Genomic DNA, 22,237 nt, shown 5'->3' on the forward strand with positions numbered 1-22,237 from the left:
CCACCTGCACCGGAACAGCGCCGTCAAGGCGCTACGCGCCATGCCTGGCGCACAACGAAAAAGCCCTGCCGGAGCAGGGCTTTTCGGGATGAACCGCTCGCCAGGTTACTGGTGTTTCTTCATCTCCTCGTCTCGCAGTTCGCGACGCAGGATCTTGCCCACGTTGGTCTTGGGCAACTCATCGCGGAACTCGAAGTTCTTGGGCACCTTGTAGGCGGTCAGGCGCTCACGGCAGAACTCCTTGAGTTCTTCCTCCTTGAGGCTCGGATCGGACGGCACCAGGAACATCTTCACCGCTTCGCCGGTTTTCTCGTCCGGAATACCCACGGCGGCGCACTCCAGCACCTTGGGATGGCCGCTTACCACGTCCTCCACTTCGTTCGGATAGACGTTGAAGCCGGACACGATGATCATGTCCTTCTTGCGGTCAACGATGCGGATATAGCCATCCTCCTGGATCAGCGCAATATCGCCGGTGCGCAGGAAGCCATCCTCGGTGAAGGACTTCTGGGTTTCCTCCGGCCGTTGCCAGTAGCCTCGCATCACCTGCGGACCCTTGACGCAAAGCTCGCCTGGCTCGCCCAGGGGCAGCTCGTTGCCATCCTCGTCAATGATCTTGCACAGGGTATTGCAGATGGGCAGGCCGATGGTGCCAAGCTGGATGGCGCTGGGCGGGTTCAGGGTCACCACCGGGGAGGTTTCGGTCATGCCGTAGCCTTCGCCGATTTCCACGCCGGTCACGTCATGCCACTTCTTCGCCGTGGCGCTGGTCAGGGCCATACCACCTGACGAGGTCATCTTCATGTGGCTGAAGTCCAGGTCCTTGAAGTCCTCATGGGCCATCAGACCGTTGAACAGGGTGTTCAGGCCCAGGAAGGAGGTGAACTTGAACTTCTTGAGTTCATTGATGAAGCCAGGAATATCCCGCGGGTTGGGGATCAGCACGTTGTGGCCGCCGGCCTCCAGCATGATGCCGCAGTTCAGGGTGAACGAGTAGATATGGTACAGGGGCAGCGGCGCAATGATCACCTCCTGACCCTCGTCGATCTTGTCCTCGAGCATGGCCCGGGTCTGCAACAGGTTGGCCACCAGGTTGCCGTGGGTCAGCATCGCGCCCTTGGCAACGCCGGTGGTACCACCGGTGTACTGCAGCACCGCCAGGTCATCCTGGGTGGGTTTGGCCTGGTCCAGCTTTTCCTTGGCACCCGCAGCCAGCACTGCCGGCAGCTTGTGGGCCTGGGGCAGGTTGAAGGGAGGTACCATCTTCTTGAGGTACTTCACGGCCGCATTCATCAGGGTGCGTTTCAGGGGAGAGTGCATGTCTGCCAGTTCAGTGACGATCACATGCTCGATGCCGGTCTGCGGCAATACCTTCTCCGCGTTGGACGCCATATTGGCCAGCACCACCAGGGCCTTGGCACCGGAATCGTTGAACTGGTGTTCCATTTCACGGGTGGTGTACAGGGGGTTGGTGTTGACCACCACCAGACCGGCCCGCATGGCACCAAAGACAATGACAGGATACTGGGTTACGTTGGGCATCTGGACGGCAATCCGATCGCCCGGTTTCAGGTTGGTCTTGTTCTGCAGCCAGGCGGCGAAGTTACGGCTCTGGGCGTCAAGGTCACCATAGGTCAGGGTCACGCCAACGGCGCTGAATGCAGGCCGGTCAGCGTACTTTTTCGCCGCCTGCTCAAACACATCCACCATGCTCTGGTATTTGTTCAGATCAATCTCGCGGGGAATACCGGGTGGATACTTGTCCTGATAGAACTGTTCTAAGTCCATCGCACCATCTCCTGTTATCACTTTATGATTATAGTGTCGCAGTCCAGCCAACCCTGCTTCCCTGCCCAGCCCGGACTGCCGCAGCATGTCGGGATACCATCCATCCAGCCAGCTTCCGCCGGAACAGCTTCCGGCAAAAAAACAAGCAGACTAAAGTATCAGCCTTATAAAGAAAGGCGAGAATATCAGTTTTGGCTGCATTCAGGTAGATGCCGCGCCCCCCGGACATGGAATCCTGACAGTGATTGTGACGATCGTCGCGTATTTATGTCAGCCTATTTTACAGTCCCGTGCCTAACCTAACGGGACAGGCACCTTGGATAGACCTACCTTCCTGTTTATCAGGAACTTTTCAATCATGGCAACGATCGTGCTTAAGGAATGCTGACGCAGGTACTTACTGGAGGTGCCTGACGTTAAATGCCGAGCTTGGCCGATACACTCTCAACCGTGTATCGGCTTTTTTTATACTGATTCATCACCGGACAAGACATGTCTGGTTGACGGGTTACAGGTGGGATAAGGGAACAGGCCGGACATCGGTCAGCAGTTGGTGCCGGCACTGCCTGAACCGGCACCGGGGCGGCATCAGGCGCCCAGTTTTGACTCACAATTGGAAAGGATCAGTTCGGAAGCGGCGTCCAGGCCCATGTTCTCGTCGGCATAGATCTGGGCGACAGATTCCTTCAGCACAGTGGCGGAAGCTTCGCTGCTGGCGTTCTCGTCAATGGCGGAATACACCTCCTCAATGGCGGTATCGCTATCCCGCGCACCCACCAGGTCCGGCGCAGCGGCCTTTTGCGCTTCACAGACGGGGTTGGCCATGGCCACGGAGCTCATGCCCATTCCGGAGACGAGTACGCTGACAGCAAACATTTTCTTGTTCATAGAACAGGTTCCTTCCTGACTTAAAATGAGTTAGGGAGCCCCGGAATACGGCGCGAGGTTCCATCTCGGCAAACCAGGGCATAACAGAGAGCCCCTGACCTTCGAGGCTCAGGGCGGATTGAATCACAATGAGACGTTAACTGAAAATGTCTTATTTTTTACCAGATACCCAAAAGCCCGGCACAAGGGCCGGGCTGGATCTGGTGTCATTCCGCTATCAGCTCCCTGTGACGGGAGTCACCCGGTCGGGCTTACTTGCTCAGGTAGCGCATGGCCGATTCCAGGCCCTCAATGGTAAGCGGGTACATGTGATCACCCACCAGCTGGCGGGTAATACCCAGTGAGCCGCCCCGCCCCCAGTAGCTCTCCGGCAGCGGGTTGATCCACACCACCTTGTTGAAATGCTCGTACACCCGCTGGAACCAGACCGCACCGGCTTCCTCGTTCCAGTGCTCGATGGAACCACCGGGATGGGTAATCTCGTAGGGGGCCATGGTGGCGTCACCAATAAAGATCACCTTGTAGTCGGAACTGTACTTGTGCAGTACGTCCCACAAGGGTGTAGTCTCGTTGAGACGGCGCACATTCTTCTTCCACACCGATTCGTAGATGAAGTTATGGAAGTAGAAGTACTCCATGTGTTTGAACTCCATCCGCGCGGCGGAGAACAGTTCCTCGCAGACCCTCACATGGGGATCCATGGAGCCACCCACGTCGAAGAACAGCAGCACCTTCACCGCGTTATGGCGCTCCGGCACCATCTTCAGGTCCAGGTAACCCGCATTGCGGGCCGTGGAGCGGATGGTGTCGTCCATATCCAGCTGGTCCGCGGCGCCCTGGCGGGCAAACTTGCGGAGCCGGCGCAGCGCCACCTTGATGTTGCGGATGCCCAGGGTGATGCTGTCGTCCAGGTCCCGGAACTGGCGTTTCTCCCAGACTTTCACCGCACGACCGTGACGGCCCTCGTTCTGGCCGATGCGGAAACCCTCGGGGTTGTAGCCATTGGCACCAAACGGCGAGGTGCCCCCGGTACCGACCCACTTGTTACCCCCCTCGTGGCGCTCCTTCTGCTCTTCCATGCGCTTCTTGAAGGTGTCGATGAGTTCCTCCAGGCCACCCAGGGACTCGATCTGCGCCTTTTCCTCCTCGGAAAGCTGCTTCTCGAACTCGGCCCGCAGCCAGTCGTCCGGTATCAGCGCCTCCATCAGTTCGTCCAGGTTCTCGATGCCCTTGAAATAGGCGTCAAAGGCCCGGTCGAACTTGTCGAAATGGCGTTCATCCTTCACCAGACACAGGCGTGCCAGGTAGTAGAACTCCTCCATATCCGCGAAGGCGAGCCGCTTCTGCAGGGCCTCCAGCAGGTCAAGGTATTCGCGCAGGCTGGCGGGCACCCTGGCTGCACGAACTTCCATGAAAAAATCTATCAGCATGGCGTCCTCCCAGAAGAGGCCGTTGAATCAAATGTCCGCCGGGGCAGCCCCCTGCCCCGGACGCCCTGCATCACTTCTTGCGGCGGGCCATGAAGGCCAGCTTCTGCAGCAGGTGCACGTCCTGCTCGTTCTTGACCAGCGCGCCGTAGAGCGGCGGCAGGGCGCTGCTGGTGTCTTTCTCCTGCAGCATCTTGCGGGACAGGTCATCGGCCATCAGCAGCTTGAGCCAGTCGATCAGCTCGGAGGTCGACGGTTTCTTCTTCAGGCCCGGCACCTTGCGCACGTCGAAGAAGACCTCCAGGGCGTCCCGGACAATATCCTGCTGAATACCCGGGAAGTGCACGTCCACAATGTGCTGCATGGTGTCGTGTTCCGGGAAGTTGATGTAGTGGAAAAAGCAGCGGCGCAGGAAGGCGTCCGGCAGTTCCTTCTCGTTATTACTGGTGATCACGACGATGGGACGCTGTTTGGCCTTGACGAACTGCTGGGTCTCGTAAACGAAGAACTCCATGCGGTCCAGTTCCAGCAGCAGGTCGTTGGGGAACTCGATGTCCGCCTTATCGATCTCATCGATCAGGAGCACCACCTGCTCGTCCGCCTCGAACGCCTCCCAGAGCTTGCCCTTGACGATGTAGTTGCGGATGTCCTTGACCTTCTCGTCGCCGAGCTGGGAGTCCCGCAGACGGGAGACGGCGTCGTACTCATAGAGGCCCTGCTGGGCCTTGGTGGTGGACTTGATGTGCCAGGGGATCAGCCTCAGACCAAGTCCCTCGGCCATTTCCTCCGCCAGCAGGGTCTTGCCGGTACCGGGCTCGCCCTTGATCAGCAATGGACGTTGCAGGGCGACGGCGGCGTTGACCGCCATTTGCAGATCTTCTGTTGCGACGTATTTATCGGTACCGGTGAACTTCATGACATTGGATCCTGTGTTCGGTGTAACGGGTAAATGTGCGCCGGGGATCATGGTAGGAAACAACCAGATCACGCCCCGGTAATCGGTAATGGTGCAAGAGTATAATTTTTTTACCCGTCAGTGATAAGCGCCAGCGGCGTTACTCTTTCGGCTTCTTGTCCTCATCGGACGGTTTCTCGCGTTCGTTTTCGTCCTCATCCGTCTCCAGATCAGGCAGATCGTCGATATCCGACAGGTCGAAATCCTCCAGCCCGAATTCCTCGTCATCGTCTTCCGCCGGCTCGTCCTCCGGCGACTCGGCACCCTCCTGCGACGCTTCGGTGGAAGGCTCCTCGTCCGTCGGTTTGGCGGCGGGTTCGGCTTGTTCCACCTCGGGATCTGGTCGGGGGCTGTCGTCAACCACAGTGGCCTCCTCCGACGACGCCGTTTCCACATCATCGGGGGAAGCCGGATCAGTTTCTTCCGAATCGTCGCTGGACGTATCTGTTGAAGGATCGTCGTCGCTGCTCCCACGGCGGCGCTTCAGCCCCAGGAGGATGCCACCGGCCAGGACCAGTGCCCCCAGCCCTCCGGCGGCCCAGGGCCACCAGGCCAACAGGCGGTCAGTCAGTGATGGCTCCGCGTCCGCAGGCTGTGGTGAGGTATCGGTCTCGGGCAAGTCTTCCGGTTGGGCTGCGGGTTCGGGTTTCGCCGGAGGTTCAGGCGCCGTATCCGGCTCAGGTGCCGGTTCCTCAAGCTGGGAAAGATCGATGGGACCTTCTGATTCCGGCTGGGAACCGGGGTCTGTCCCTGCCTGGTCAGCGTCGTCCCCGGCTTCCGGGGTCAGGGGCACGCTGTCTTTATCCGCCGGACCGGGCGTTGCGCCTTCCGGCGCCTCAAGAACCAGGGTCTTGCGATACTTGCGGGAGAAGGTGCTCCCGTCGGCCTCCAGCTCAAGCAGGTATTGACCCGGCTCGGGCAGCCTGGCAATGGTGTCCTGGTAGATGCCGTCCGCCGGCGGCTGGTCCTCGCTGAGTTCGCGGCTGCCACGGCGACCGTCCTCCGTGGTCATGCTGAGGGTGACCGTGATCACGCCCAGAAAGTCCGGATCGGTGATCCGTTCCCCTTCCTCGGTAAAGAAGGCCCGGAGGTCCACCTCCTCCCCCAAGCGGAAGCGGGCCGGTATGGGTTCCACCTGAAGCCGCAGGTCGCTCACCACGGTCACGCGGCTGCCCTCCCCCAGCGTGCCTTCCACCTGCCAGTCCCCGGCAACGGGTCGGGTGACGGTGATCAGGTCATATCCGGCCTCCCGGGCCCAGCGCACGGTCTCGTTTTCAACGTCAGGCCCATAGTGCTCGCCTTCGGGGTTCACCAGCGCCAGTTCCCGCTGGGCCGGTGGGGTGGCACTGAATATCAGGGCGGTGAATTCCTCAACGCCGCCATCCACCGTGAAGCCGTTGTCTTCCAGCGGCACTTCGTCGGCGGGAACAGCCTGGCCCATGGTGTCGGCGAAGAGTCGACTCAGTTCGTCCGCCGAGTCCGCCACCCGGGCGACGCCACCGGTCATATCGGCAATCGCACCCAGCAGATCCAGGTCCGCCTCGCCGGAAAGGGCGATGGTATGGATGGTGAGCCCCTGCTCCGCCAGGGCCGGCACCAGTTCCTCCAGGATGCGATTACGCTCACGGTCGTTGCTGGCCTGGTCCGGGGAGATGTCTACCTTGCCATCACTGAGCAGGATGAGATGGGTATTGGACAGGGAACGGTCCGGGGCGTACCAGTTATCGGCGGCTTCCTCGATGGCGCCGCCGATATTGGTACGCTGGGCCACCGAATTGATCCTGTCGGAGTCCGAAATCAGCGTATTCCGCAGTTCGTCGTCCAGGGCATCGTGGGGCACCAGCATGTTGACCATCCGGCCAAAGGTCCACAGCCCCACCGGGGTGCCATCGGGCAACAGCCGGGCAATCAGCCTGACGGCGGGGCGCCGGAGATTGTCCGGGTCGTTCAGCTTCATGCTGCCGGAAATATCCACCACCACCCGCACATCACGGGCGGGCGTGGTCTGCCCTTCCTGGGCCTGTACCGGTGAAAGCGTCAACGTCGACAGGAGGGTCAACGTGAAAAGCAGCTTTCGCAACGCCATGAACAGGTCCTCTTGTTGTTATCGGGCTATGTTCCGGACTCCCGGCATCCGGGAGACCATGACCTGGAGGCTTTGTCAGCCCCGGTTCAGCGACGGGTGAAGCGGTAGCGCACCAGGTCCAGTATCCACACCAGCAGCATGACCATGGCGGCGGCGCCCATGTTGAAGAAGGCACGGGCCGCTTCCGATGGGTCCCCCAGGAAGGTCTCGTAGCCTCCATAGAGCCAGGCTGGCACCCACCAGCCCTCCACCGTGGCGGACTGGACCGGGGTGGCGATGAGCACGATCAGGGCCGCCTTCACGAAGGTGCGGGCGCCATACAGGGGCAGCCAGCGGATCAGCCTGGACATGGCCCAGTAGAACAGGGCGAAGCCTGCCGCATAGATCGTCCAGAACAAAGCGTAGGCGGTCTGGGAGTCGGTATCCAGCGCGGCGATCGGCAGAGAGTCAGTCATAGGTCTTAGTGGATCCTTTACAATACCCAATGAATTATGTGTTCTTCCCAGTCCTGCTCGGGCACGTCGCTGGCCGGCATCACCCGGTGGGCGACCGAGACGCCCGCCTTGTGGACCGTGTCCGGGTCGCCGGAGCGCAGCGGGTGCCAGTCCGGCAGCGGACGGTCCTCGGCAAGGGTCCGGTAGGCACAGGTGGTTGGCAACCAGTGGAACCGGTGAACGTTGTCCGGCGTCAGCACCGTGCACCCGGGGACCACCTGCTGGCGATTCTGGTAGCTCTGGCACTGGCAGGTGGCGGTATCCATCTGGCTGCACGCCAGGTCGGTATAATACACGTCACCGGTCTCATCATCCTCCAGCTTCTCCAGACAGCACTTGCCGCAGCCGTCGCACAGGGACTCCCATTCCGACGCTGTCATGTCCTCAAGGCGCTTACGCTGCCAGAAGGGAATGTCCGCCATCACGCACCGAAATCCCTGAGCTTTTCCTTGAACGCCACGATATAGCTGTCCGATTTCTCCGGAAGCTGCAGGTAGTAGTCCTTGTCCCGGAGCGCCTCCAGCACCTCCCGGCCGGTAATGCGGGCCAGCTTGCGGTCCGGCGTCAGCACCAGGTCCAGGGCGTGGACCGGCTGCCCGAAGATCTCCCTCAGAGATTCCGGCAGTTCGTTCCAGTCCTGCCCCCGCTTTACGTAGAGGTAGGTATCCTCCTTCGCACTGCTGCGAAAGACGGACACAAAGGTCTTGTCAGTCATGGTTTTCCTGTTGCTCAAGTAATGCCACGATGCCGGCACGCTCACTGGCCAGTACCCGGGCCCGCCATCCCGCATCGAAGAATCCCAGGTCACCGCTGGCCGGATTCCGCTCACGCAGCAGGGCCTCCAGGCGTTTGCGGGGGGCCAGCAGTTCCACGGGCACGTCCGCCTGATCGGCGGCACGGACCATCGCTTTCTTTATCCGACGATAGAGATCCTGCTGCGACCGCGTCAGCGGTCGGTCGATCAGCACTCCGGGCACTTCACCGGAATCCCGCGCCTCCCGGACCAGTGCCAGGAGTTGGTCAGCAAAGCGGCGCACCACCACCGGGGGCACACCATCAACCGACGCCAGGGCGCCAGCGCTGTCCGGCAGGCGGTCGGCGATACCAATCAGCGCGGGGTCCGCCAGCACCCGGTTCCGGGGCCGGTCACGGCGGCGGCATTCCTGTTCACGCCATACCACCAGCGCCCGTAGCACCTGCTGCTTTTCCGGTGGCAACTGCCAGCCACCCTTAAGTTTGAGGTAGGCATCGGCGGGTTCCGACTGTGCCAGCAGGTCCGCGGCGAAACGGTCGGATTCTTCCGCCAGGGCGCTCTCCAGGCCCCGCTCTGCCAGTCTGTCGGCGACCCATCGGTACAGCGGCTCCAGGAAGCGCACATCGTCCAGGGCATACTGCTCCTGCGCCGGAGTCAGCGGTCGGGCCAGCCAGTCGGAACGGGTGGCGGACTTGTCCAGGGCTTCCCCGAACAGGGATTCCACCAGGCGGGCGTAGCCCACGGAGAAGCCGGCCCCCGCCAGCGCCGAGCCAAGCTGCAGATCCAGCAAGCCCCGGGGCTCCAGCTCCAGCCAGTGCCGGAAAAGCTCCAGGTCTTCGCCCATGGCGTACAGCAGCTTGGGGCGCTCACTGTCCGCCAGGGTTTCCCGGAAACGGGTGGACTGTTCGGCCACGGAGGGGTCCACCAGCTTCAGGGAGCCGCCAGCACCCAGCTGCACCAGTCCGGGAATGGGAAAGAAGGTGGATACCCGTTCGAATTCGGTATCCAGTGCGAGGGGCTGGCCCCGGTGTTCGGACAGCCAGGCGTCCAGCGCTTCAACGGTGGTGAGCCAGCGGGACACGTCGGGTATCGGCGGCACGGTCGGCAGGGCCTGGTTCATGTAAACTCCCGGTCAGCCATGGATCATTCCGCCAGTGGCTTGCGGCCACGGAAGGCGTGGGTCAGGGTAAAGCCGTCCACATAACCCAGCTCCCCGCCAACGGGAATGCCATGGGCCAATCGCGTGGTCAGCACACCGGAACCATCCAGGCGGTCGGCAATGTAATGGGCGGTGGCCTCACCTTCCACGGTCGGGTTGGTGGCCAGGATCAGCTCCGTCACGCCCTCTTCCCGCACCCGGCGCAGCAGCCGCTCCACACCGATGTCTTCCGGGCCGACGCCGTCGATGGGCGACAGGTGCCCCATCAGCACGAAATAACCGCCGTGGTAGTCCCCGGCCTGCTCAATGGCCAGCAGGTCAGAGGGGCTTTCCACCACGCAAATGGTGCCGCTGCGACGTTCAGGGTTCTCGCAGATGGGGCAGATGGGGGTGTCGGAGAAGTTCTGACAGCTGTCACAGCGGCGCACCCCGGTCATGGCGGAGGAAAGGGCCTCCGACAACCGTTCGCCACCGGCGCGGCCTTTCTCCAGCAGGTGAAAGGCCATGCGTTGGGCGGTCTTCTGCCCTACCCCCGGCAGACACCTCAGGGATTCAACCAGTTCATCCACCAGTGGGCTGAAAGCCATCCGTACTCCTGCAATGACAACGTTGGATCAGTCAGCGCCCCTGTCAGGGCACCGCCCGTTAGCTATCGGCCGTCAGAACGGCATCTTGAAGTTCGACGGCAGTCCCATGCCCGACATCAATCCGGACATGCGCTCCTTCTGGTCCGCTTCCACGCGCCGTACCGCGTCGTTGATCGCGGCCGCCAACAGGTCTTCCAGTACTTCCTTGTCTTCCGACAGCAGGGAATCGTCGATATCCACCTTGCGGACATCGTGGCGACCGTTCATGGAGACCTTGACCAGCCCGGCTCCAGCCTCACCGGTCACCTCCGACTTGGCGGCTTCCTCCTGGGCCTTCTGCATTTCTTCCTGCATCTGCTGGGCCTTTTTCATCATATCGCCCATACCATTCATCATGTCGTGTACCTCATAATGTTGTGTGCCTGGGGAGCCTTTTATCCAGAGGCTTCCTAACCGGCGGACTTCTGAAGGGGCCGGATACTCTCTTTGACGACCCGTCCCTCAAACCGTTCCACAATGGCGTTCACATTCGGATCCTGGTCAATGGCCTGTTCGGCCTGTTGCTGGCGCCGGGCCTTTTCCCGGGTTTCCCAGCCAATGGGGGTCTGGTCGCCGGCATCGCCCTGGACGACGTCCAACGTGACGCCATCGCCAAAGGCGCCCCGCAGCCCCTCCAGGATCTTTTCCCGGTGGCGTTCAGTGAGCAGCCGGTAGTGTCCCTCATCCATGGTCAGCAGGAAGCGATCGCCATCCCGCTCACAGGCGGCCTGGCTGGCCAGGTTGCCGGGCATGCCCACGATACCGAGCTGCCGGAAATCCCGGGCCCAGACAAATCCCTCCGCATTGAGCAGTTCAGCCGGCTCCGAAGGGACCGGTGCCTGGGGTTCCGGCGCAGGCGCAGCCGGTTCCGGTGCGGGTTCCGGGTCGGCCATGGCCGGCATCGGTTCCGCCTCCGGTGACTCCCAGGGCACATCATCCACCGCCTCGGCACCGGCGGCCATCTGGTCCGCCATGGCCATCAGGCTGTCGTCTTCTGATGGGGCTTCGGCCATTGGCGATGGTGTCGTTTCCTGCGCCAGTTGCGACGGCTGTGGCTGAGGGTCGTCCGCTGGCATCGCTGGTTCAGCGTCCACCACCCCGTCCGCTGACCGGGCCTGGACATCCTGCCCGGAACTGTTCATGGGGGCAGGCTCCGGATTGTCAACAGGCGCTGGCTGAGGACTATCCACCGGTGGCGGGCCGTGACTCTGCCCTGCTTCGGTACCGGCTGGCATCCCCGTACCCGCAGGTTCGGCGCTCCCGGGCTCCGGTTGCGGTGCCGGCGCTGACGGTTCCGGGGCGGGAGCAACGGATGTCTCCGGCGTGGAGTGCTGAGAGCCGGCCTCTGCCGCCGCAGGGGCAGGTTCTTCACCGGCCTCCCGGTCGCCGGAACCGCCTTCGGTGGATCCCTCCCGGGCCCGGTTCCCCTCCGGCGCGCCCGAACCCACAAGCGGCGGATCGCGACGCTCGGCCCCCGGCCGGAAGGCCAGCATACGCAGCAGGGTCATCTCGAAGCCCATGCGCGCATCCGGCGTAATCTCCAGATCCTTCCGCCCCACCAGGGCGGCCTGGTAGAACAATTGGGCGTCCTCGGCGCTCAACTGGCGGGCCAGTTCCTGTACCCGATGGGCATCGCCCATGGCGTTATCAGCGCTGCCGGGTACCACCTGTTCCATGGTGATGCGGTGGAACAGGGCCAGCAGGTCGGCCAGGATGGCACTGAAATCCGGTGCGAAGTCCGAGATCCGGTCGATCTCCGCCAGCAGCTCGGGCCCGTTGCTGTGGACCAGGGCGTCCACCAGCTTCTCCACATCCCGCTGGTCGATGGTGCCGAGCATGCTGCTGACGTCACTGGCCGCCAGTTTCTGGTTGCCGAAGGCAATGGCCTGATCGGTCAGGCTGAGGGCATCCCGCATGCTGCCGTCCGCCGCCCGGGCAAGTTGCCACAACGCCGGTTCCTCGAAGGGTACCGTCTCCTCCCCCAGGATGTAACGCAGGTGGCTGACAATATGCTCGGGTGTCATGCGCTTGAGGTTGAACTGCAAACACCGGGACAGCACGGTCACCGGCAGCTTCTGGGGATCGGTAGTGGCCAGCAGGAACTTGACGTGTTCCGGAGGCTCTTCCAGCGTTTTCAGGAAGGCGTTGAAGGACTGGTTGGTGAGCATGTGCACCTCGTCAATGAGGTACACCTTGTAGCGTCCGCGGGTGGGGGAATACTGGACGTTGTCGGTCAGTTCCCGCATGTCATCCACGCCGGTGCGGGAGGCGGCGTCGATCTCGATCAGGTCGACAAAGCGGCCGTCGAGGATTTCCTGGCAACTGCTGCATTCGCCGCAGGGGTTGGCGGTAATGCCGGTCTCACAGTTCAGGCAGCGGGCCAGCAGGCGACCAATGGTGGTCTTGCCCACGCCACGGGTGCCGGTAAACAGGTAGGCGTGATGCAGGCGGTTATGTTCCAGGGCATGGACCAGGGCCTGGAGCACATGCTCCTGACCGACCATGTCGCTGAACGTGCGGGGGCGCCATTTGCGGGCTAGTACCTGGTAACTCATGATCCATCAACTACGGCTGGTTAATGGCGCTAACCTTAGCACGGACCCGGTATCATAAGAAGGTGAAAAGTATCGTCTTCGGAAACCGGCTCACAACCGGTAACATGCAGTTACCAATCAAACTATTCCTACCGGGTCGCCATTGCTCTATGCTTGGATTGCACCCTGAGATTGTTGTCCAGCACGGTCCCGCCTTTGCGAACATTCATCACTCCCCTGACCATTGTTGCACTGACTGCACTCCTCGCCCTGGCAGTGCCCGCAGGCGCATCCCTGCCCGCCATTGATATCAGCGGACTGCAACACGAGCTGATCCGGGCACCGGCGGAATATCTGAGTACGGCTGAAGACAGCACCCTGGAGGATGTCCGGGACAGGGACTTCCGGCCCCTGACCGCCGCCAGCGTCAACCAGGGCATTACCGGCGATACGTTCTGGGTGCGATTCCGACTGGACAATACCGGGGGTACCGACAGCATGCCCTGGGTGCTGCATCACGAAACCAGCTACCTGGACCATATCACCCTTTATTACGCGGACGGCGATGACACCCTCAGGGAGGTCTCCCTCAGTGACCGGGTTCCGTTTGATGACCGCCCCCTGGCCTATCGCACCCTGGCCTTCCCCCATGAAACCGCGGCCGGCGGAGTCACCGACCTGTACGTAAAGATGGCCTACGCCCCGAACAGGGCCGACTCCGTCAGCCTGAACCTGCACCTGTCCGAAACATCCCGCTTCGCGGAACGCAGCCGTGGCGAGTACATGGCCTACGGCGTCTTCTTCGGCATCATGGGCACCCTGCTGTTGATTGCCCTGCTTGGCGCAGCCCTGCTTCGCCAGGTGGTCTACCTTCACTACGCCCTGTTCCTGGCCTTCAGCACGCTGATGTGGGCGGCACTGAACGGCTTTGCCTACCAGTACCTGTGGCCCTCATCGATGTTTCTGCATAACGAGGGCTTTCATATCCTGTTCCTGGCCACGTCGATCACCGCCCTGCAGTTCTCACGGCATTTCCTCAAGGCCAGGGACAAGCTTCCGCTGTTCAACCGGGGCGCCATCATTCTCCAGGTGATTATGGCAGCGGGCATCGGCCTCCGGCTCCTGGGGGTCTACGAACCCGTTCTGGCATTGTCCTTCGCGTCGCTGGCAATTCTGGCGGCACTGCCAGTGATTGGTTACCTGGCGTGGCGTCGTGGTCAGCACTACGCCCGCTGGTATGCCCTGGCCTGGACCATGTATGGCATAGGCCTCCTGATCAGCGTGCTCAGTGCCGGCACGCCGCTGTTCAACTGGGGCATGGACCCGCTCGTGTTCACCCAGATCAGTGCGGTACTGGAATCCTGCCTGCTGCTGGTCGCCCTGGGGGAACGCCTGATCGCCTGGGAACGGGACCGGCGGCAGGCGCTCACCCTGGCCCGGCAGGACGCCCTGACCGGGCTCAATAACCGGCGGGTGTTCCCCCAGGCACTGGAACACTACCAGGCCCGGTTCCGGCAGACCGGAGACCCCGTCTACCTGATCATGATCGACCTGGACCATTTCAAGGAACTGAACGACCAGTACGGTCACGATGCTGGCGACTGCGTCCTGCGGGCATTCGGGCGCCTGCTGCGCACCCATTGCCGCCCCGGGGATACCTGTCTTCGCTACGGCGGGGAGGAATTCGCCATGCTGATCCAGGTGCGGGAAGAGGACCAGGCCCTACGCATTGCCGAACGCATCCGCCAGACCTTCGAGCAATATCCCACCCAGTACGACGGTCACTTTATCCGCCATACCCTGACCGCCGGACTGGCGCCGATCTTTTCCGCCAACCGTCGGATCGAGTGGGGCGATATTATCCGGGAAGCCGATGCGGCGCTCTATCGGGCCAAGGAACAGGGGCGGAACAAGGTGGTGGTATTCAGCGCGGCGGCTGACGGTAACCCGGTGAAGGTTAGCGGGCAACGGGGAATAGAGGGTATGGAGACTGACTAGAACAGCGGGAGAAAACTGGGGGTGGCCCCACCAGCGACACCCCGGCACACGAATCCACCGCTGCGGCTGCTCCCTTCCGGGCCTGACCGGGTTCACGGTTTATCGTTGCGGGGGCACCAGCAGGACCACCATAACGATGGCCCGGATTACCCGAGCGCGGCGCGCATAGTAGCAGCAGGTGGGGATGGTATCAATCCCCAGAAGTCACCCGTTTCCATCCAATCAGACACCCGTCAGGGGGACCGGCACCACGTCCTGGCGGAACCAGCACGCGATACTGTGCCTGGAGCGACTCGCCGGCAGCACCTCATGGGGCACCTCTTCACTCATGAAGAGGGCCACCCTGCCCGCCTCCGGCGATACGCGGCCACAGATTTCCCCCGGGCTTTCCCGATTGAACACCTGCAGTTCTCCGCCATCACCGGACTCCCAGCCTTCATTGAGATAAAGCACCAGGCTGACCACCCGGGAGGCACGGCCGCGAAAACTGTCCAGGTGGCGACGGTAGAAATCCCCGGGCTGGTAGTTGGCATAGTGGGCTTCGAAACGCTGCAGCCCCAGGAACAGCCGACGGTTCAGTCCCACCCGGATGTCCTCCAGAAAGGTAAACAGGCGTTGCTGGTCGGCGGTTTCGCCATCGAGCCAGGCAATACGATCACGGCGGACCGAACGGTCCTGGATGAAGTCCGCGCCACGCCCGACACCGGCACGCTCCATGGCCGCCGTCTTTTCCAGGATTTCCACCTCCCGGCGCAGTCCGGTCAGCAGGTCCGGCCCCAGTTGCGGCGACACATCCAGTGTCAGCCAGCCCCATTCCGATAGCTGGCCGGCAATGGTATCCAGCCAGCCTTCGTTGGGGTATGAGGAAGCGGCTTCCGAAGAAGAGGCAATGGCACCTGCCTGGAGGGAGGAAACAATGGTCATAGGGAGTTTTCCCCGAAGGTAAAAACGTGCATTCTAGAACTTCTGCAGAGAACCGGAAGCCCCTGCCCACAATTTCCGGTAGGCAATTACCACAGGAACCCCATGGTCGACTGGACACAGACCCGCTATTCCCGACGGACAACACTGGACGGCCTCGACGCCCTCCATGTTCACCACCCCGGATTTGAGGCCACCCTGGCAATCCAGGGGGCCCACTTGGTGCATTTCGCCCCGACCGGCGACAGCAACTGGCTGTGGATGAGCCCCACGGCCCGCTTCCAGCCCGGTGTCGCCATCCGCGGCGGCATTCCCGTGTGCTGGCCCTGGTTCGGCGACCCGGACCGCAATCCGGATACTGTGAAGGAACGGATACGAACCGGGAAGGCCCACGGGATTGCACGCACCGCTCAATGGTCGGTGGACGCCATCGAAGAGTCCGGCGATCAGGTCGTCATCACTCTTGCCCTGGATGCCACCGCTGGATTTCCCTGGACAGGCCAGGCCCGGGCCACCCTGACCTTCCTGTTCCGCCCGGATACCCTGTTGCTGCAACTGACAACCCACAACACCGGCCCGACGCCCCTGACCATCACCCAGGCCTTGCACACCTACCTGCCGACGGACGACATCGGGGCCACCCACATCTACGGGTTTGACGGCTGCCACTACCTGGACACACTGGACGGCTGGCAGCGGAAATCCCAGACAGGCAGGATAGGCTTTGACGGGGAAACGGACCGGATCTATCAGGACGCCCCGGACCTGGACATCCATTCGCCGCCCCACCGCTATCAACTGACGGCAAAGGGCAGTCAGTCCACCGTGATCTGGAACCCGGGGCCTGAAAAGGCGGGCCGGCTATCGGATTTTCCGGACGATGCCTGGACCGGCATGCTCTGTGTGGAAACCGCCAACGCCGCCGATGACGGTCGACAGGTGGCACCCGGAACCTGCCATACCCTGTCGATGACCCTGGCCAGAAACTGACGCCGGTCAGGTAATCATCGAAAACATCGGCCTGATGGCTGACGACTGGAACCCATTGCCTATACTGCGGGAATAGAACAGGAAAGGATGACCGATGAGCCTGGCAGAGTTTTTCAAGCGCCGTCTTGTTTCCAGCGAACTGGAAGAACAGATCAACCGGATCGGTAAACCGATCGGGTCCCTGGGGTACGATCCCTGGGGCTACAACAACGACACCCTCAAGATCGGGTACGCCATCACCCGGGAGATCTACGAGAAATACTTCCGGGTGGAAGTGGACGGCATTGACCGGATTCCAGCGGAGGGCCCGGTACTGATCATCGCCAATCATAGCGGTCAGTTGCCCATCGATGGCCTGCTGATCGGTTTCGCGCTGGCCTCCCGCAAGGACAGGCCGCGCATTCCCCGGGCGATGATTGAGCGCTTCTTCCCCACCGTCCCCTACCTGGGAAACCTGCTGAACCAGTTCGGTGGCGTGCTGGGCGACCCGGTGAACTGCGCCAAGATTCTGGCCAATGACGAGGCGGTGATTGTCTTCCCGGAGGGTATCCGGGGCTCCGGCAAGCTCTATCGTGACCGTTACCAGCTCAAGCGCTTCGGCAACGGCTTCATGCACCTGGCCATGAAATACAATGCTACGGTGGTGCCCGTCGGGGTGGTCGGGTGCGAGGAAACCATTCCCGCCCTGGCCAACATCAAGCCCCTGGCCAGACTGCTGGGCCTGCCCTATTTTCCCCTGGCGGCGCCGGTGGTGCTTCCGGCCAAGGTGCATATCTGCGTTGGTGAACCCATGTTCTTCGACAACGACGACATCCCCGAGGAGCAGGTTACCGCGCGGGTGGAACTGGTCAAGGCCGCCGTCGGCGAGATGATCAAGAAGGGACTGAACCAGCGAAAAAGGATATTCTGATGCCTGCAAGCAAACGGCCACAGATCCTGGTCACCGGCGCCGCCGGCACCCTTGCCCAGGAAGTGATCAACCAGCTCCGCGAGACCTGTGACATCGTGGCGGTGGATTTCCGCGAGCAGGTCTGGCTGGGGGACGACATCCCCAGCTATTGCATCGACTTCAACAAGCGGGTCTTCGAGGACCTGTTCCGGCGTTTCCACTTCGATGGCGTCATCCACCTGGGCCGTATCATGTCGAGCCAGGAAACCCGCCTGCAACGCTACAACGCCAATGTGCTGGGCACCCACAAGCTGATGGACCTCAGCCACAAGTACGGGGTTGGCCGGCTGATGATCCTGTCCACCTACCATGTGTACGGTGCCATGCCCTTCAACCCGGCGCTGATTGACGAGGAGGCCCCCCTCAAGGCCGCCGGCCTGACCATGGATCTGGTGGATTCGGTGGAACTGGAGAACCTGGCCAACATCTACCTGTGGCGCTACCCGGACCTGAACATCACCATCCTGCGGCCCTGCAACATTGTCGGCCCCGGTGTGCGCAACGCCATCAGTACCCTGCTGTCCGGGGAGCGGGCGCCGGTGCTGGCCGGGTTCTCGCCCATGATGCAATTCATCCATATCGACGACATGGCCGACGCGATCGTGCGGGCCTGGCAGCGGAAAAAGAAAGGCATCTACAACGTGGCTCCCGATGACTGGGTGGCCTACCAGCGGGCGCTGGAGCTTTGCGGCTGTCAGCAGGTCCCCATTCCGTCGATTCCACCCATCCTGCCACGCACCATACTGCGCCTGCTGAACCTGAAACGGTTCCCGCCCTACCTGATGGACTTCTTCAAGTACCCGGTCATCATCGACGGTCGGCATTTTGCAAAGGAATTTGGTTTTCGCCCCAAACGCACCCTGGATGATATATTCCATTATTATCGGGAGAACAAACACCCGGTCTAGGAGTCTGCGGGTCATTATGTCGCGCAGGCGCCCGGGGGCCCGAAAGATCACAGGATGTGCCGTCGATGTTCAATGAATTCGGACTGATCAGCTACGCTGCCGCCTCCCTCGCCTTCCTGCTGCTGGGCGGGCTGATCGTGACCCGTTACCTCCGCCGCACATCGGACCGGGTGCTGCTGCTGTCGGCCATACTGTCCTTCTTCTGGGCGGGCTCGCTGGTCACTCAGCAGCTATGGGGCGAGCCGTCCTTTATCATTCGCTACCTGCTGGAACTGCTGCGGGACGCCGGCTGGGTCATCGTCCTGCTGGCCCTCCTGCGGTCCGCCGACCGCCACCGCATGGAGGCCCACCGGACCCGGCGTCTGCTGGGTTTCCTGACCTTCTCGGTAATCTTCGTGCTGTTTACCCTGGCGGCGCTGGAGTCCCTGCTCAATATCCCGCTGGTCAGCGGTAAGCTCAAGATCGTGGGCCAGATCGCCCTGTCGCTGCTGGGCATCTGTCTGGTGGAGCAGATCTGGCGCAACTCCGTGCAGTCCAGCCGCTCCAGTATCCGTTACCTGTGCATCGGCATCCTGACACTGTTCGCCTACGACTTCTTCATGTACACCGATGCCCTGCTGTTTGGTCAGATTTCCAGCGGCTTCTGGGACGCCAGGGGGGCGGTGAACACGTTGATTGTCCCGCTGCTGGGCATCACCATGATGAACACCCGCAAGCAGCCGGTGGAATTCCAGCTCTCGCGCAACGCCATGTTCCACGTCAGCGCCCTGGTGTTTGCCGGTATCTACCTGTTGTTCGCGGCTGCAGGCGGCTATTACGTCCGGGTGCTGGGCGGCGAATGGGGTGATGCCCTGCAGATGCTGTTCATCACCGCGGCCCTGTCCTTCCTGGCGCTGCTGCTGACCTCCCGGCGATTCCGCGCGCGGCTGATGGTGTTCATCAGCCAGAACTTCTTCGACTACAAGTACGACTACCGGGAGGAATGGCTGAAGATGACCCGGGAGCTGGCCAACCTGAGCGACGATCCGCCGCTGCCGGAGCGCATCGTGCGGATCCTGGCCAGCCTGGTGGAAAGCTCCTCCGGCGCTCTCTGGGTCCAGGACGAAGACGGCAATTTCATGCTCCAGAGCACCGTCAACCTCCACCAGCCCCGTTTCACCAGTATCGACGGCGACTGCGAGCTGGCCCAGTTCTTCGGTGACCGGGAGTGGATCATCGACCTGGAGGAGTACCGTAACGACCCGGTGCGCTATAACCTGCTGGAAATACCCGACCCCATCCTCAAGTTTGACCGGGGCTGGCTGCTGATTCCCATGTACCTGGGCAACGAGCTCTACGGCATCACCCTGGTGGGCCGCGCCAACGCCCGGGTTGAGCTGAACTGGGAAAACTTTGACCTGGTGCGGGTGGTGGCCCGTCAGACCTGTAACCTGCTGGCCCAGGCCGATGCCCAGAACCGGCTCTCCAGAGCCATGCAGTTCGAGGCGGTGAGCAAGGCCTCCGCCTTCATGGTTCATGACCTGAAGACCTTGATCGCGCAACTGTCGCTGCTGGTGCGCAACGCCAACCACCATCGTGACAACCCGGCGTTTATTGATGACATGATCAGCACCACGGAACATGCGGTGCAGAAGATGTCGAACCTGGTGGATCATATCCGCAAGCCCGCCTCGGAACAGGGTGCCCAGGCCCCGCTTGACCTGCAGCAGATGATCAACGAACTGGCGTCACACTACGCCCGCAACCAGCCGCGCCCCAGGGTCACCGGAGCGCCGGACACGGCGATGGTTCGGGCCGACCGCGACCAGTTGTGGAGCGTACTGGGCCACCTCATCCAGAACGCCCAGGATGCCACGCCGCCGGACGGGGAGGTGACACTGACCCTCAAGGCCTCCGCGGACCATGTGGTATTATTCATACAGGACAGCGGCACCGGCATGAGTGAGGAATTCATCCGCATGCAGCTCTTCAAGCCGTTCGAAAGTACCAAGGGGCTGACCGGCATGGGCATCGGCGCCTATCAGGCTCGGGAATACGTCCGCCAGATTGGTGGTAATATCGATGTCACCAGCGAACCGGGCATGGGGTCCTGCTTTTCGGTGCTGCTGCCAACGGTGAAGATCGCCGCCCAGCCGGCCCGTGACGTCACCTCCGGGGAGTCGCCCACCGCCCTCCCCGATAAGACCGAAGCCATACCCGGGCGGGCCGGAGGATTGCATTCCTCCTGATTTCGACCGAAACTGAAAGAGACCCGGTGTCCGGTCGGAAGAATTTTCCCAACAACGAAAAGGATTTATTCTGTTGTGACCAAACGCTTACTGATCGTAGAAGATGACCCGGGCCTCCAGAGTCAGATGCGCTGGTGTTTCAGCAGTGACCTGGAGGTGGATGTCGCCGCGGACCGGGCATCGGCTCTGGCCAGCCTGCGCCGCAATGAACCCCAGGTTGTCACGCTGGACCTGGGCCTGCCCCCGGACCCCGGCGGTGCCTCCGAAGGCTTTGCCCTGCTGGACGATATCCTTCGGCTGTCGCCCATGGTCAAGGTGATCGTGGTAACCGGCCGCGAGGACAAGGAGAACGCCGTCAAGGCCATTGGCATGGGCGCGTCCGACTTCTACCAGAAGCCCCTGGACCCGGACATCCTCGCCTTTGTGGTCAACCGCGCCTTCCGCCTGGCCGAGCTGGAACGGGAGAACCGGGAACTGGCCAGCCGCCAGAACGGCACCAACATCAAAGGTATTGTCGCTGCCAGCCCACAGATGCTGACGGTCTGCCGTACCCTGGAAAAGGTCGCTCCCACGGACGTGACCACCCTGATCTCCGGCGAGACCGGCACCGGCAAGGAACTGCTGGCACGGGCCCTCCATGACCTCAGCCACCGGGCCGAGCAGCCCTTCGCCGCCATCAACTGCGCGGCCATTCCCGAGAACCTGCTGGAAAGCGAGCTGTTCGGCTATGAAAAAGGCGCCTTCACCGGCGCCACCCAAAGCAAGAAAGGCAAGATTGAAAGCGCCAACGGCGGCACCCTGTTCCTGGATGAGATCGGTGACATGCCCATGGCCCTGCAGGCCAAGCTATTGCGTTTCCTGCAGGAACGCTCCGTGGACCGGGTGGGCAGCGTCAAGCCGGTGGAAGTGGATGTACGGGTGGTCTGCGCCACCCACCGCGACGTCCGGCAGTTGATCGACGCCGGCGAGTTTCGGGAAGACCTGTACTACCGGATCAGTGAAATCACCCTGGAGGTACCCGCCCTGCGTGACCGCCAGGGCGACCCGCTGTTGATCGCCCGCTCCCTGCTGCAAAGCCTGGCCCGACAGATGGACCGCCCCACCCTGTCGTTCAGCGACGACGCGGTGCGGGCCATCAACGGATACCCCTGGCCCGGCAACGTCCGTGAAATGATCAACAAGGTCAAGCGGGCCACCATCATGGCCGAGGGCAAACGGATCACCGCCGGCGACCTGGAACTGAATGGCGACACCGAGCCGGGAGACAACCAGCTCAACCTCCGCCAGGTACGGGAAACCGCCGAGCGCAATGCCATCATGCAGGCCCTCAAGACCACCGGCTTCAATATGGCCCAGGCCTCCCGCCTGCTGGGAATCACCCGCCCCACCCTGTACAACCTGACCGACAAGTACCGCATCGACACCTCGGCGGAAGCGGCACAGGCTTAATCCCCGGCGCCGGACTGGCGCCGGGCACCTAGTGTCCCGTCCGGGTAATTCGTTAGCCTACTGCGTGACGCTGAGGCTTCTGG

General features: G+C 62.1%; 19 protein-coding genes and 1 other RNA gene. 6 read left to right on the plus strand and 14 right to left on the minus strand.

What is annotated here, in order from left to right; all coding sequences use genetic code 11:
- Positions 1 to 105: 105 nt before the first annotated feature.
- The 12 genes from RO069_RS00105 to dnaX all read right to left on the minus strand — a co-directional run bounded on the left by RO069_RS00105 (position 106) and on the right by dnaX (position 12,732).
- Positions 106 to 1,788, minus strand: coding sequence for an AMP-binding protein (locus RO069_RS00105; RefSeq protein ID WP_328184439.1), 1,683 nt, complete (start codon positions 1,786 to 1,788; stop codon positions 106 to 108).
- Positions 1,789 to 2,376: 588 nt separating this feature from the next.
- Positions 2,377 to 2,676, minus strand: coding sequence for a hypothetical protein (locus tag RO069_RS00110; RefSeq protein WP_328184441.1), 300 nt, complete (start codon positions 2,674 to 2,676; stop codon positions 2,377 to 2,379).
- Positions 2,677 to 2,927: 251 nt separating this feature from the next.
- The gene (locus tag RO069_RS00115; protein WP_328184442.1) at positions 2,928 to 4,106 is read right to left on the minus strand and encodes a vWA domain-containing protein; all 1,179 of its coding nucleotides are present in this window, start codon (positions 4,104 to 4,106) and stop codon (positions 2,928 to 2,930) included.
- A 70-nt stretch (positions 4,107 to 4,176) separates the two neighbouring features.
- A complete protein-coding gene (locus RO069_RS00120) occupies positions 4,177 to 5,019 on the minus strand; it encodes an AAA family ATPase (RefSeq protein WP_328184443.1) in 843 nt (280 codons plus the stop codon).
- Positions 5,020 to 5,158: 139 nt separating this feature from the next.
- On the minus strand, positions 5,159 to 7,144 hold the full coding sequence (locus RO069_RS00125) for a vWA domain-containing protein (RefSeq protein WP_328184445.1): 1,986 nt from the start codon (positions 7,142 to 7,144) through the stop codon (positions 5,159 to 5,161).
- Between the two features lie 86 nt (positions 7,145 to 7,230).
- Positions 7,231 to 7,599, minus strand: a complete 369-nt coding sequence (locus RO069_RS00130) for a hypothetical protein (RefSeq protein WP_328184447.1) — start codon at positions 7,597 to 7,599, stop codon at positions 7,231 to 7,233.
- A 17-nt stretch (positions 7,600 to 7,616) separates the two neighbouring features.
- Positions 7,617 to 8,063 carry a YcgN family cysteine cluster protein gene (locus RO069_RS00135; protein WP_328184449.1) on the minus strand — a complete coding sequence of 149 codons (447 nt, stop codon included), beginning with the start codon at positions 8,061 to 8,063 and terminating at the stop codon, positions 7,617 to 7,619.
- Positions 8,060 to 8,353 carry a YcgL domain-containing protein gene (locus tag RO069_RS00140; protein WP_328184451.1) on the minus strand — a complete coding sequence of 98 codons (294 nt, stop codon included), beginning with the start codon at positions 8,351 to 8,353 and terminating at the stop codon, positions 8,060 to 8,062. Before RO069_RS00140 ends, RO069_RS00135 begins: the two co-directional genes overlap by 4 nt.
- Positions 8,346 to 9,512 (minus strand): ribonuclease D, encoded by a 1,167-nt coding sequence (locus tag RO069_RS00145; RefSeq protein ID WP_328184453.1) that lies wholly within the window; start codon positions 9,510 to 9,512, stop codon positions 8,346 to 8,348. The genes RO069_RS00140 and RO069_RS00145 overlap by 8 nt, the downstream gene beginning before the upstream one ends.
- Positions 9,513 to 9,535: 23 nt before the next feature.
- Positions 9,536 to 10,138 (minus strand): recombination mediator RecR, encoded by a 603-nt coding sequence (gene recR, locus RO069_RS00150; protein ID WP_328184455.1) that lies wholly within the window; start codon positions 10,136 to 10,138, stop codon positions 9,536 to 9,538.
- A 72-nt stretch (positions 10,139 to 10,210) separates the two neighbouring features.
- The gene (locus tag RO069_RS00155; protein ID WP_328184457.1) at positions 10,211 to 10,534 is read right to left on the minus strand and encodes a YbaB/EbfC family nucleoid-associated protein; all 324 of its coding nucleotides are present in this window, start codon (positions 10,532 to 10,534) and stop codon (positions 10,211 to 10,213) included.
- Positions 10,535 to 10,587: 53 nt separating this feature from the next.
- Positions 10,588 to 12,732 (minus strand): DNA polymerase III subunit gamma/tau, encoded by a 2,145-nt coding sequence (gene dnaX, locus RO069_RS00160; RefSeq protein WP_328184459.1) that lies wholly within the window; start codon positions 12,730 to 12,732, stop codon positions 10,588 to 10,590.
- 195 nt (positions 12,733 to 12,927) lie between these two features.
- On the opposite strand from dnaX, the gene RO069_RS00165 reads away from it, so the two are divergent.
- Positions 12,928 to 14,709 (plus strand): sensor domain-containing diguanylate cyclase, encoded by a 1,782-nt coding sequence (locus tag RO069_RS00165; RefSeq protein ID WP_328184461.1) that lies wholly within the window; start codon positions 12,928 to 12,930, stop codon positions 14,707 to 14,709.
- A gap of 25 nt (positions 14,710 to 14,734) precedes the next feature.
- Here the strand turns inward: RO069_RS00165 and ffs are convergent.
- An RNA gene (gene ffs, locus RO069_RS00170) (signal recognition particle sRNA small type) lies at positions 14,735 to 14,831 on the minus strand.
- A gap of 100 nt (positions 14,832 to 14,931) precedes the next feature.
- Complete coding sequence (locus tag RO069_RS00175) at positions 14,932 to 15,633, minus strand: 2OG-Fe(II) oxygenase (protein ID WP_328184463.1); 702 nt, start codon at positions 15,631 to 15,633, stop codon at positions 14,932 to 14,934.
- Positions 15,634 to 15,735: 102 nt separating this feature from the next.
- Here RO069_RS00175 and RO069_RS00180 point away from each other — a divergent pair, with 102 nt between their 5' ends.
- From RO069_RS00180 to prsR, 5 genes are all read left to right on the plus strand, one after another.
- Positions 15,736 to 16,620, plus strand: a complete 885-nt coding sequence (locus tag RO069_RS00180) for a D-hexose-6-phosphate mutarotase (protein ID WP_328184465.1) — start codon at positions 15,736 to 15,738, stop codon at positions 16,618 to 16,620.
- A gap of 94 nt (positions 16,621 to 16,714) precedes the next feature.
- Positions 16,715 to 17,530 (plus strand): lysophospholipid acyltransferase family protein, encoded by an 816-nt coding sequence (locus RO069_RS00185; protein WP_328184467.1) that lies wholly within the window; start codon positions 16,715 to 16,717, stop codon positions 17,528 to 17,530.
- On the plus strand, positions 17,530 to 18,477 hold the full coding sequence (locus tag RO069_RS00190; RefSeq protein ID WP_328184468.1) for an SDR family oxidoreductase: 948 nt from the start codon (positions 17,530 to 17,532) through the stop codon (positions 18,475 to 18,477). The genes RO069_RS00185 and RO069_RS00190 overlap by 1 nt, the downstream gene beginning before the upstream one ends.
- 65 nt (positions 18,478 to 18,542) lie before the next feature.
- Positions 18,543 to 20,705, plus strand: a complete 2,163-nt coding sequence (gene prsK / locus RO069_RS00195) for an XrtA/PEP-CTERM system histidine kinase PrsK (protein WP_328184470.1) — start codon at positions 18,543 to 18,545, stop codon at positions 20,703 to 20,705.
- 75 nt (positions 20,706 to 20,780) lie between these two features.
- Positions 20,781 to 22,154 (plus strand): PEP-CTERM-box response regulator transcription factor, encoded by a 1,374-nt coding sequence (prsR, locus tag RO069_RS00200; protein ID WP_328184472.1) that lies wholly within the window; start codon positions 20,781 to 20,783, stop codon positions 22,152 to 22,154.
- Positions 22,155 to 22,237: the final 83 nt, after the last annotated feature.

Origin of the sequence: Marinobacter sp. OP 3.4 (assembly GCF_036224885.1) — a bacterium.
GTDB lineage: Bacteria > Pseudomonadota > Gammaproteobacteria > Pseudomonadales > Oleiphilaceae > Marinobacter.

What these genes read in the sequence shown, in the direction of transcription:
- RO069_RS00145 (WP_328184453.1), bottom strand. Translation starts at nt 9,512, where the DNA reads ATGAACCAGGCCCTGCCGACCGTGCCGCCGATACCCGACGTGTCCCGC.
- RO069_RS00120 (WP_328184443.1), bottom strand. Translation starts at nt 5,019, where the DNA reads ATGAAGTTCACCGGTACCGATAAATACGTCGCAACAGAAGATCTGCAA.
- RO069_RS00180 (WP_328184465.1), top strand. Translation starts at nt 15,736, where the DNA reads ATGGTCGACTGGACACAGACCCGCTATTCCCGACGGACAACACTGGAC.
- dnaX (WP_328184459.1), bottom strand. Translation starts at nt 12,732, where the DNA reads ATGAGTTACCAGGTACTAGCCCGCAAATGGCGCCCCCGCACGTTCAGC.
- RO069_RS00130 (WP_328184447.1), bottom strand. Translation starts at nt 7,599, where the DNA reads ATGACTGACTCTCTGCCGATCGCCGCGCTGGATACCGACTCCCAGACC.
- RO069_RS00105 (WP_328184439.1), bottom strand. Translation starts at nt 1,788, where the DNA reads ATGGACTTAGAACAGTTCTATCAGGACAAGTATCCACCCGGTATTCCC.
- RO069_RS00155 (WP_328184457.1), bottom strand. Translation starts at nt 10,534, where the DNA reads ATGATGAATGGTATGGGCGATATGATGAAAAAGGCCCAGCAGATGCAG.
- RO069_RS00125 (WP_328184445.1), bottom strand. Translation starts at nt 7,144, where the DNA reads ATGGCGTTGCGAAAGCTGCTTTTCACGTTGACCCTCCTGTCGACGTTG.
- RO069_RS00110 (WP_328184441.1), bottom strand. Translation starts at nt 2,676, where the DNA reads ATGAACAAGAAAATGTTTGCTGTCAGCGTACTCGTCTCCGGAATGGGC.
- RO069_RS00140 (WP_328184451.1), bottom strand. Translation starts at nt 8,353, where the DNA reads ATGACTGACAAGACCTTTGTGTCCGTCTTTCGCAGCAGTGCGAAGGAG.
- recR (WP_328184455.1), bottom strand. Translation starts at nt 10,138, where the DNA reads ATGGCTTTCAGCCCACTGGTGGATGAACTGGTTGAATCCCTGAGGTGT.
- prsK (WP_328184470.1), top strand. Translation starts at nt 18,543, where the DNA reads ATGTTCAATGAATTCGGACTGATCAGCTACGCTGCCGCCTCCCTCGCC.
- RO069_RS00190 (WP_328184468.1), top strand. Translation starts at nt 17,530, where the DNA reads ATGCCTGCAAGCAAACGGCCACAGATCCTGGTCACCGGCGCCGCCGGC.
- RO069_RS00115 (WP_328184442.1), bottom strand. Translation starts at nt 4,106, where the DNA reads ATGCTGATAGATTTTTTCATGGAAGTTCGTGCAGCCAGGGTGCCCGCC.
- RO069_RS00185 (WP_328184467.1), top strand. Translation starts at nt 16,715, where the DNA reads ATGAGCCTGGCAGAGTTTTTCAAGCGCCGTCTTGTTTCCAGCGAACTG.
- RO069_RS00175 (WP_328184463.1), bottom strand. Translation starts at nt 15,633, where the DNA reads ATGACCATTGTTTCCTCCCTCCAGGCAGGTGCCATTGCCTCTTCTTCG.